This window comes from Shewanella inventionis (genome assembly GCF_014641855.1).
Classification (GTDB): Bacteria; Pseudomonadota; Gammaproteobacteria; order Enterobacterales; family Shewanellaceae; genus Shewanella; species Shewanella inventionis.
This window is the reverse complement of the sequence record NZ_BMII01000021.1, coordinates 40739-52346: the sequence shown is the minus strand read 5'-3', so window position 1 is coordinate 52346 and position 11608 is coordinate 40739. Positions and strand designations below refer to the sequence as shown.

Genomic DNA, 11608 nt, shown 5'->3' with positions numbered 1-11608 from the left:
TAGCATAAACGAGTATTTAAGTCATCTAGAGTAGAGTAAAAAAAATGTGCTTAACAATTAATGAACAAACCGCGAGGTATAATTGTTAAATTTTTTTTGGTCACTACAGGCTTAAAAAAAAAGCCCTAGCACAAAAAATCATTCTGCAAAACAGGGTGTTAAGTTTTTTATTTTTAACATTCAAAATTTCTGCAAATTTCTGCAAATAAAGTCAACCGATTGTTTTTAAGTATGTTTTTGTAGTGGTGTTCATTTTAGTTAACAAGAATGGATATCACATTTGATTAACTTTTGCGCTTACGACACTTCAATTGTTGATTAGTTGTATCAAATGTGATTTTATTGCATACGTAATTGAACGTATGTAGCCCTAATTGTTGCTTACGTTCATTGAACTAACGCCTAAAAAGTCGTTAGCATTATAAGAAAGACATAAAGTCCAGGGAGATAGACAATGCATAAGAACGTATTAGCTAAATCAGTGCGTTTAGCACTGATCAGTGGTGCAGCTGCAACGGCATTCACTGTACCAGCAGTATTCGCTGCTGATGAAGATGGCGCAAAAGTAGAACGTATTGAGGTTACTGGTTCGCGTATTAAGCGTTCTGACCTTGAAGGCGCTTCTCCAATTACGACTATCACTACTGAAGATATGAAGATGGAAGGTAACTTTACTGTTGCTGACGCACTTCGTAACAGTAACTTAAACTCTTTCGGTTCGTTCTCTGAACGTTCAGGTAGCTCTGCACAATCTCAAGCAACAATTAACTTACGTGGCGCAGGCTCAAGCCGTACCTTAGTACTTATCGATGGTAAGCGTTTCCCAGGTTCTCCTACTTTAGGTGGCTCGTCTGCTAACTTAAACGCCATCCCAATGGCTGCTGTAGAACGTATCGATATTCTAACTGACGGTGCTTCTTCTACGTACGGTTCTGACGCGATTGCTGGTGTTGTAAACATCATCATGAAAAAGAACTATCAAGGTCTTGAATTCACTGCAGGTGGTGGTTCACGTGACCAAGATGGCGGCTTAACTAGTAAAGAATTCTCGGTAGTTGCTGGTTATCAAATGGACAAAGGTAACATTACTTTTGCTTTTGACCATCAAGACCGTAAAGGTATTTCGGACGCTGACCGTGCTTACACTGCTGCTAGCATGACTGACTTCAATGGCGATGGTGAAATCCAAGCCTATGACGAAACATCTGGTTGGAGTATCTATGGTGCAACTGTTGCTGCACCAGATTTTTCAAGCGCTCAAGCATCTCCTTTATGTGATGATTTAGAAGCTGAATATGGTTCAGACGTTTTCCAAACGGTTGCGGCAGACAACGATTGGAGCCCAGGCTCAACTTACTGTATGTATGCGTTTGCTAACGTATCTTACAACAAAGCATCTATTGACCGTAATACAGTATATGTTGATGCTAACTATGAAGTTGCAGAAGACGTAGAATGGTTTGGTCGTGTGATGGTTACACAAAACAGTTCATTTGGTCGTTATGCACCTCCTGCGGCAGCTTGGAATAACATGTCTGCTGATAACCCAAATAACCCTTTCGGTGAAGAAACCACAGGTTATTTCCGTTGGGTTGGTATCGGTACACGTGACGGTTACGTAGATGATTACAACCAAGATTATTTAACTGGTTTACGCGGTACGATTAGTGCATTAAATGATGCTGAGTGGGAAGTTTATTACCACCACAACATCGCAGACAACAAGTCTGTTGGTCAGTACTACTTAAGTTATTCTGGTCTTGCTTACAACCAAGCTAATGATATTGATCTAGGTTCAGAAGCCGGTATCAATAACATGAAAGCAACAACGCTTACTACCGGTAAAGCTACATTCGATCAATACAGTGCTGGTCTTGGTTTTGATGCGTTCGATTTACCAGGCGGTGCAGTTGCTCACTATGTTGGTATGGAATATTTCGACCAACAGTTCAGTGAAGTTTATGACGCTCAATCAGAAGCTGGCTTAATTGGTGGTAGTGCAGGTAACTCTTCTGGCGGCGACCGTCAAGTATGGGCAATGTTCTATGAAGCAGTATTACCATTAACTGACGATGTAGAGTTAAACCTTGCAGCTCGTTACGATGATTACAGTGACTTTGGTGATAACCTAGCACCTAAGGCATCTGTGCGTTGGCAGGCTCTTGACAACGTAGTTGTACGTGCATCTTACTCTGAAGCCTTCCGTGCACCTTCATTGAGCCAGTTATATGCAGCAACGACTTTCAGTGCAGAGACGGGTATTGATTATCCTTTCTGTACATCAACAAATGTAGCTGATGCTGATTGTGCTTCAAAGCAGTATGATACATACATTAGTGCTAACAGCGACCTAGGACCTGAAACATCAGAGTACATCAACTTAGGTGTTGCATGGGACATCGTAGACGATATCGGTATTAAAGTTGATTACTTCAACTTAAACATTGACGATGTTATCAGCCAACGTTCAATTACAAACGTAATGCGCGGTGTTGCTGCAGGTACATTAGCAGAAACTGATACATTCTATGTTGAACGTGCTCCTACTACAGATGGCACTCTTGGCCGTGCACTTGAAATTGGTACTGGCTATGGTAACACTGATAAGTTAGAAATCACTGGTATTGACGTTGCATTAAACGCTAAGTTTGAAACATCAATTGGTGATATCGGCTTTAACTGGACTAACAGCTTCGTACTAGATTTCATCGAAGAAGTTGAAGGTGGACAGGCTGCTGTTGATACTGCTGGTTGGAACGGTGCTCCTGACTACAAGTCTATCTTCACGACTAACTACATGTTAGGTGACCATAGTTTCTCTTGGAACATTAATTACACTAGCTCTACTTATGAAACTAACGACACTGGTCATTTAGATTCATGGTTAATTCATAACCTAAGTTACGTATATGATGCTGGTAACTATGGCTCAGTATTGTTAGGTATTAACAACCTAACTGATGAAGATCCTGTGTTAACTTCAACAGGGCAATATACTAATGCTGACCTATACAACAACTACGGTCGTGAATACCGTGCAAGTTATACTCTTAAGTTCTAAATCTGAGCAAGTATTTGCTTGATTTATAGACAAAAAAGGCTCCTTCGGGAGCCTTTTTCTTTAATATAATAAATCAAAACGATGAAGTATCAGCAGGTGAAATAAATGAATAATCATTGGAGCGAATATTGGCAGCAAGGACATACAACTTCTTTTGGCGATGCGTTATCAGGTAATTATGAAGGGATATTAAAGTCGATATGGCAACCAACATTTATCGCGCTGCAGCAAGGCTTTATGGCTATAGATATTGGTACCGGAAATGGATCATTACCACTTTTGATACGTGAATCATTACGTAGTGAAAATTTAACTGGAGAAGTGATTGGTGTTGATTTAGCTGAAGTGAAATTAGCAGAAAAAGATGCGCTAGAACAAAGCAATATTCACATTACGTTATTATCTAATCAGGCAAGTGAGTCATTACCCTTTGCAACGGCTAGCGTTGATTTATATACCTCACAATTTGGTTTTGAGTATTCAGATATCAATTTGTCGTTGAAAGAAGCTTCGAGAGTACTTAAGAACAATGGTCAGTTTTGCTTGGTTTTTCACCATGCAAATTCAATGATATTAAACCGAAACAAAAACATTTTACGTTTAATAGAACTACCACAAGCGCAATCATTAGTGGCTAGATTAAATGATATAGCCATTGCAATGGGCAAGGTGTCATCACCCGATGATATTGCAAGGATTAAGCAAGATCCAAATTGTGAAAAAATTCGCGCAGAAATTAACCGATTGATTAAGTATTTAGTATTATTTGATGAGAAAGCGGCACAAGACTGTCAACTGATGGCATTTGTTGCGCAATTTTTTAAGGAAGGATTGTTTTGGACTGTAGCAAAAAAGCAACAATTTATTGAATTCATTAAGTTACAAATGGATACATTGAAATTAAGGTTAACAGAATTGGTGCAAGCTTCATTTGATGAAGCCAAGTTAGGGCAATTTGTGAGTCATTTTAATCAACATTCAATTTCTTTAAATGAGATTAAAGTGCTAAAAAATGAACAAAATGACATCTTAGCTTGGTATTTAAGTGCTCAAAAAATAGTTGGTTGAACAGTTTTTCAAATAAATTCATGAAAGGTTTCCTATAATAATTTGATTAAGATCATGATTTTAAAAAAGTAAAGTTTTACCCATAGCACTAAATTACTACCGATTTATGTCGAAGATGTTCATTAATTCACCTTTCGTTTACATTGCTTGTTATAACTGCTCTTTCCACTAGTTTTTAAGCTTTGCAAATGTTGACACAGGTCAACATTTTGTGAAATGATGCGAACGGGTCTACGCCTTTACTGGCGTAGAAAAGGGAAGAAAACTAACAATCACAAGAAAAAGACACACTTAGCATAATTAACATTGATAACAAGTTTGTATCATCGTTATTTGTGTGTAAGTAGAACTTTTTAATTCACTTCAAATTGGTTGGGAACTATGTCCAAGGTAAGCAATAGAACAAAAATCGCTACTGCACTTGTTGGCGCACTGGCTTTAGCGGGTAGCAACTTCGTAGTTGCAGGTCCTCTAGCTGACGTTCAAAAAGCGGATAGCAGCCTTCACGCTGCTTCAGCAGCGTCACAACAGAAAGTCGACAAATATTTTGACCAAGCACAAGACATGCTTTTTGAGTATGGCAGCGTTGCTGATGAGCGTGAGTCATTAAAATCTTATAATGACTACGTTGCAGGCTTGGTAGCTGATCAACAAAAAACACTTGATGCTATTCAAACTGACATCAATGGCGTTGATAAATTACGTCAAGGTGTAGTGCCATTGATGTTTAAAATGGTTGAAGCTTTAGATCAATTCGTTAATTTAGATCTTCCATTCAACACCGAAGTTCGTAAAGAACGTGTTGAAAACCTAAAAAACATTCTAAACACAGCTGAGGTAACTCTAGCTGAAAAATACCGTTTGATCCTTGATGCTTACAGCATCGAGCGTGAATACGGTAACTTCGTTGCAGTGCACACTGGTAAATTAAACTTAGACGGTAAAGAAGTGTTAGTTGACTTCTTTAACTTAGGTCGTGTTGCTCTTTACGCACAAAGCTTAGATCAAAAAATAGCATGGATGTATGACGCTGACGCTAAAACTTGGAACAAGTTAGAAGACAGCTACTTACGTGACATCACTAAAGGTATTCGCATTGCTCGTAAGCAAGGCGCCCTTGATCTATTCGGATTACCAATTCCTGCTGCGGAGACTGCACAATAATGAAGAAGTTAATTACATCAGCTCTAGTAGCTGCAACTTTCTCTTTAACAGCCGGTATGGTTTCAGCTGCAGACGCACCTAAAACTATCGATCAACTGTTACAGCAAGTTAAAGTTGACCGTGCTAACGAAGGCAAAACCAACGCTAAGCGTGAAAGAGAATTCCAAGCTGAACGTGGAGATAAAGCTGCTTTACTGAAACGTGAAAAAGATGCTTTAGCAGCAGAAAAACAACGCGGTAAAGATTTAAACCAAGCTTTCTTAGACAACGAGCGTAAAATTGCTCAGTTAGAAGAAGACTTAAAAACTGCTCAAGGTGACTTGGGTGAAATGTTTGGTGTTGTTAAAGGTGAAGCTGGCGATTTCGCTGGTAAGTTAGCATCTTCAAACATCAGCGCTCAATTCCCTGGACGTGATGCATTTATCGCTGATCTAGGTGCTCGTAAATCATTACCAAAAATTGAAGAACTAGAGCAATTCTGGGAAGCTCAATTATTTGAAATGGTAGAGTCTGGTAAAGTTGTTAAGTTTGATGGTGCTGTTACTGCTATCGACGGTAACGTGGTTAATACCGCTATTCACCGTGTTGGTCCATTCAACTTAACTGCTGAAGGTAAGTATGTTGTTTACAAACCAGAGTTGCGTTTGATTCAGCAATTATCACAACAACCTGAAGGTTACCAAGTGAGCGCTGTAGCGTCTTGGGAAAATACCACATCAGGTACTGCTCCTTTCTACATCGACCCAGCTCGTGGCGTGTTATTAAACATCTTCACTAACAAAGCAAGTCTTGAAGATCGTTTAGAAGCAGGTGGTACAATTGGTTATATTATTTTGGCTCTATTAGCACTAGGTGCTTTAATTGCAGTTGAGCGTTTAATCACTCTTACTGTTATTGGCGGTAAAGTGAATAGCCAACGTAAAAATATCGATAACCCAGGTAACAACGCTCTTGGTCGTATCCTAAAAGTGTATCAGTCTAACAAAGATGTAGACGTTGAAACTTTAGAGCTAAAACTTGACGAAGCGATTTTAAAAGAAACACCAGCACTAGAAGCTCGGATTTCTATTATCAAAGTTATCGCAGCAATCGCACCAATGATGGGTCTATTAGGTACTGTTACTGGTATGATCGCAACCTTCCAATCAATTCAATTATTCGGTACTGGTGACCCTAAATTGATGGCTGGCGGTATCTCTATGGCGCTTATCACAACTGTTCAAGGTTTGATTGCAGCATTACCATTAATGTTATTACACGCTGTGGTAGTTGCTCGTAGCAAGTCTATCGTTCAAGTTCTTGAAGAGCAAAGTGCTGGTATTATTGCAGAACATGCTGAGAAGAGGGCTGACTAATGATGCTAATCCTGATGGACATATGGGATTCCGTCAGGGGCTTCATGGCCTCCGGAGGCGATGTCCTCTGGTTGGTTGCAGCAGTGCTATTTCTTATGTGGGTGTTAATGCTTGAGCGTTATTGGTATCTAAATTGGATATCACCTAAACAACATCAAGCAGTAATTGCCTCATGGGAAGCAAGAGAAGAAACAACTTCTTGGCATGCTCACCGTATCCGTGAAGCTTGGGTGTCCCAAGCGAAGCAAGATTTGAATGCACGTATGCTGTTAATTAAGACCTTAGTTGCTATTTGTCCAATGATCGGTCTATTAGGTACCGTAACAGGTATGATTTCAGTATTCGATGTGATGGCAGTTCAGGGGACGAGTAATGCTCGTTTAATGGCCGCTGGTATCTCTATGGCCACAATGCCAACAATGGCAGGAATGGTTGCAGCTCTATCAGGTGTTTTCTTTAGCACCCGTTTAGACTCAAAAATGAGAATCAGTTTAGAAAAGCTAAAAGACAGCATGCCTCACCACTAGAGAGAGATTGAACATGGCACGTAAGAAGCATTCCAATATGGAAGAGGAAGCTCAAATTGATATGACCCCGATGCTAGACATCGTGTTTATCATGCTGATCTTCTTTATTGTAACAACATCGTTTGTTAAGCCATCTGGCTTAGACTACAACAAGCCTAAAGCGTCACAGGCTACGTCTAAACCTTCGGCAAACATCTTTATTGGCATCAGCAAAACTGGCGTCATTATGATGGAAAACCGTCAGGTTGATATCGAACGTGTAACTGCTAACGTAGAACGTATGCTAGCAGAAGCACCAGAAGCAGCAGTACTGATCCAAGCAGATAAAGACACCCAACATGGTTTGGTTGTTAAAGTGCTTGATAATGTTAAAGCTGCGGGTATTGACAAAATTTCAGTATCAGCGGGGAATGAGTAATATGCTAAGAGCACTCGTATCAATAATCATTGGTGCTGCAGTGACTTTTGGGCTGTTTGCTTTCATGGCTTTCCTTGTAGGTGGTGGCGCACAGCGCAACGACGAATCAACGGAAACCCCTGTTATTGAAATTACGATGGATAAACAGGATTCGAAGGCACAGAAAAAACCAAGGGTTACACCTAAGCCACCTCCACCACCGGAGCAGCCACCGAAGCCGGATACTACTCCGCCTGATTCATCATCTAATATTGACACCAATTTGGCGTTTAATATGGGTGGTATTGAAGCCGGTGGACCAAGTACTGGGTTTAAGCTGGGCAATATGATGACCCGTGATGGTGACGCTACTCCTATCGTTCGTATTGAGCCTCAGTATCCAATTGCTGCAGCTCGTGACGGTAAAGAAGGTTGGGTACAACTTAGCTTTACTATTAACGAACTAGGTGGTGTTGATGATGTATCTGTTATCAAAGCTGAACCTAAGCGTTTATTCGATCGTGAAGCAATTCGCGCATTGAAAAAGTGGAAATATAAGCCAAAGATTGTTGATGGTAAGCCATTAAAACAACCTGGTATGACCGTACAACTTGATTTTACTTTAGAGAAGGGAGGTAGATAATGCGTAAAGTTACTAGTATCGCTACTGCGTTATTACTTTCTGTCTGTACAAGTGCAATGTTGTCTGGTGCTGCATTTGCAGCTGAAAAGTGTGAAATTGACAAGCGTCAATCTCGCGCTGTAGGTGAAAGTGCAGCAAAGAAAGTTCAAAAATCTTTTGAAGCATATACCGAGGGTAACTTAGACCAAGCCATTTCGATACTGCTTGAAGCTAATGCCAAAAACGATTTCGACAAAGCTTATGTCGATCGTATGTTAGGTAACTTTTATGCTGAAAAAGGTCAGATGGGTACAGCAATCAAATATTTAAAGACTGCTGTAAACGCTGACATTCTTGGTGGTACTGATCATGCTGCAACAATGCGTTTGTATGCTGATTTATTACTACAAGAGAAAAAATTTAAAGAAGCGATTCCATACTATTACAAATGGATGGACTTTACCTGTAAGGCTGATGCACAAATGTATCGTCGTATTGGTATTGCACATACTGAACTAAAAGAATGGGATAAAGTACTTCAAGTAGCTGATAAAGGTTTATCTTTAGCTGATGCACCTGACAAAGGTTTGTATCAGATGAAGTTAACTGCTTACTTTAACCAGAAAAAGTACAGAGATGCCGTAAAAGTATTAGAAATTATGGTGCCTTTGTTCCAAGACGATAAGCGTCTGTGGGTTCAGTTAGCTCAGTTTTACTTAATGACTGAAGATTATGATAAATCATTAGCAACATATGATTTGGCTTATAAAAATGGCTTTTTAGAGACAGACGGTAACATTACTCGTTTATCTCAATTATTAGCGCAAAAAGGTTCGCCTTACAAAGCTGCTACTATTTTTGAAAAGCACATGAAGTCAGGTTTGATTGCTGAAAACGAGAAGAGTCTTAGCACTCTAGCTGGTTTTTATCATAATGCTAAAGAGCTAAAAGAAGCAGCTTACTATTATGGTAAAGCAGCGGCTATTAGCGGCAAGGGTGATTTATATTTAAAGCAAGGTCGTCTCTTAGCTTTAGATCAAAAATACAACGATGCAATCCCTGTGCTTAAAAAAGCACTTGATGCGGGTATTGATAACCCTGGTGAAGCTCAATTTGAGTTAGCCTTAGCATACTTAAGTCTTAAAAAGTACAAGTCAGCTTATAACCGTGCAGTGCTTGCTGCCAATGATAAGAAGACTGAGCGTAGTGCAAGAAGCTATATTTCTTATATCAAAGAAAAAGCGCGTATTCACAACGTAACGCTTTAACAATTAAGTTTGTAAAAAAAAGCCCCTTTTTAGGGGCTTTTTTATTACTCCATATTTGTTAACTATAAAAGGTTATGCAAATTGTTAATTTGTGTGTATTTGAGTAAGTATAGTTTCAAGAATGGCTTCGCATCGATACAATATAACTTTGGTATTTCGGTATGTTGTATCTTCTGTCTTATATTGCTAATGAGTAACGTCAGGTATGTCCCTGACGACTCATCGTACTGGTCTTGATGTGTGTTAAGGAATAATAACAATGAATAAAACTTTATTGGCATTGTCGGTGTCACTTTTATTAGCGTCTCAGGGATGTTCAGATAGTGCTAAACCTTCTGAACCCGTTAACTCTGCTACATCATCAGCTGTTCAAGCTGTTGAACAAACTGCTTCTGAGCAGTATTTAGCTATGGTTGATGCTTTTTTTAACGACCAATTAAAACTTGAGCCAATTTACGCAACTTTTGTCGGTGTTAATGATTATAACGATCAATTTGGTGGTTCATTAACTGAAGAATATTTAACCCAACGTCATCAATTAAATAGTCGCTATTTTAACCAGGCAAAGACGATTGATATCAGCCAATTGCCTCCATCTCTTAAGCTAAGTTATGACATGTTTGTATATGATAGAAACATGGAGCTTATTGGTGAAACTTATCCTGAACGCTTTTTACCTATCAACCAGTTTTACAGTACCGTATTTACCATGGTACAGCTTGGTACGGGTGAAAGTGCGCAACCTTTTAAAACAGTAACAGATTATCAAAATTGGCTTTCTAGATTGCGTGGATTTATTAAATGGACTGAATTAGCCCAGCAACGTATGGACGAGGGGGTCGCGAGCAAAGTGGTTTTGCCTAGAGTGTTGGTTGAGAAAATTATTCCACAACTAGATGCTCAATTAGTTGGCAGCGCACAAGACAGTTTATTTTATTCACCAATTAATTTAATGCCTGACACTTTTAGCGATAAAGAGAAGGCTGAGTTAACAGAGCAATACCAGTCGGTCATTGATAAAGAACTTTTGCCTGCACTAAGTAAACTGCGCACATATGTTAGTGATGTTTATTTACCTAATGCTCGTGCATCTGATGGGTGGTGGGGCTTACCCAATGGTAAAGATTGGTATCAACATTTAGCGAATAGTCACACAACAACTACATTGCCAGTCGATGAAATTCATCAAATTGGTTTAACTGAAGTTGCCAGAATCTTATCTGAAATGGATAAAGTAAGAGAACAAGTTGGTTTTAAAGGCGATTTGACTGCATTTTTTGCATCGTTATCGTCTGAGCCACAGTACTTCTTTACTGACAAACAAGATTTGATTGATGGTTATATGACCATTAAAGATACCATTAATGCCGTATTGCCACAGTATTTTGATGTCATGCCTAAAGCTGATTATATCGTTAAACCAGTAGAGGCATTTAGAGAGAAGTCGGCTGCTGGAGCGTCTTATGAGTCTCCTGCCGTTGACGGTTCTCGTCCAGGTATTTTTTATATTAATACCTATAACTTAAAAGCGCAGCCTAAGTGGGGAATGACAACGCTTTCTTTGCATGAGGCCGCTCCTGGTCATCATTTTCAGATTGCAATTAAGCAAGAGCTAACAGATGTGCCTCAGTTTCAACGTTTTCAAGGTTATACTGCTTTTGAAGAAGGTTGGGCGTTATATGCTGAATACTTAGGGATTGAGATGGGCGTGTTTAACGATCCGTATCAATACTTTGGTAAGCTCTCTGATGAAATGTTGCGTGCAATGCGTTTGGTGGTTGATACAGGGTTACATGCAAAGGGTTGGAGTCGTGAACAGGCTATTCAGTATATGAAGGACAATTCTCCAATGGCTGAATCTGATATTGTTGCTGAAGTTGAACGTTACATGGCAATTCCTGGCCAGGCCTTGTCGTATAAAGTGGGTCAGTTAACGATTTTACGATTACGTGCAGACGCTGAAAAAGCGCTAGGTGATAAGTTTGATTTAAAAGGCTTTCATGCTCAGTTGTTAACAACAGGGTCGTTACCGATGGCAGTTATGGAAAATAAAATTGCAGATTGGATAAAAACAGAGTCAGCAAAATAGTAATTTATACATATTAAACTTTGATGTGTCATCTTAGTGTCATTATGTTAGTGTTAT

The 11608-nt window shown here is 39.4% G+C and carries 9 protein-coding genes; all 9 read left to right on the top strand.

The window, feature by feature from the left end; genetic code table 11:
• Positions 1-454 precede the first annotated feature (454 nt).
• Entirely contained in the window at positions 455-3061 is a 2607-nt protein-coding gene (locus IEW93_RS13230; protein WP_188739797.1) for a TonB-dependent receptor plug domain-containing protein, read from the top strand.
• 105 nt (positions 3062-3166) lie between these two features.
• Positions 3167-4129 carry a class I SAM-dependent methyltransferase gene (locus IEW93_RS13225; protein WP_188739796.1) on the top strand — a complete coding sequence of 321 codons (963 nt, stop codon included), beginning with the start codon at positions 3167-3169 and terminating at the stop codon, positions 4127-4129.
• Between the two features lie 381 nt (positions 4130-4510).
• On the top strand, positions 4511-5293 hold the full coding sequence (locus IEW93_RS13220) for a DUF3450 domain-containing protein (protein WP_188739795.1): 783 nt from the start codon (positions 4511-4513) through the stop codon (positions 5291-5293).
• On the top strand, positions 5293-6648 hold the full coding sequence (locus IEW93_RS13215; protein WP_188739794.1) for a MotA/TolQ/ExbB proton channel family protein: 1356 nt from the start codon (positions 5293-5295) through the stop codon (positions 6646-6648). The genes IEW93_RS13220 and IEW93_RS13215 overlap by 1 nt, the downstream gene beginning before the upstream one ends.
• Positions 6648-7175 carry a MotA/TolQ/ExbB proton channel family protein gene (locus tag IEW93_RS13210; protein ID WP_188739793.1) on the top strand — a complete coding sequence of 176 codons (528 nt, stop codon included), beginning with the start codon at positions 6648-6650 and terminating at the stop codon, positions 7173-7175. The genes IEW93_RS13215 and IEW93_RS13210 overlap by 1 nt, the downstream gene beginning before the upstream one ends.
• 13 nt (positions 7176-7188) lie before the next feature.
• Positions 7189-7593 carry an ExbD/TolR family protein gene (locus tag IEW93_RS13205; RefSeq protein WP_188739792.1) on the top strand — a complete coding sequence of 135 codons (405 nt, stop codon included), beginning with the start codon at positions 7189-7191 and terminating at the stop codon, positions 7591-7593.
• Between the two features lies 1 nt (position 7594).
• Complete coding sequence (locus IEW93_RS13200; protein ID WP_188739791.1) at positions 7595-8215, top strand: energy transducer TonB; 621 nt, start codon at positions 7595-7597, stop codon at positions 8213-8215.
• Positions 8215-9462, top strand: coding sequence for a tetratricopeptide repeat protein (locus tag IEW93_RS13195; protein WP_188739790.1), 1248 nt, complete (start codon positions 8215-8217; stop codon positions 9460-9462). Before IEW93_RS13200 ends, IEW93_RS13195 begins: the two co-directional genes overlap by 1 nt.
• A 259-nt stretch (positions 9463-9721) precedes the next feature.
• Entirely contained in the window at positions 9722-11551 is a 1830-nt protein-coding gene (locus IEW93_RS13190; RefSeq protein ID WP_188739789.1) for a DUF885 domain-containing protein, read from the top strand.
• Positions 11552-11608 lie beyond the last annotated feature (57 nt).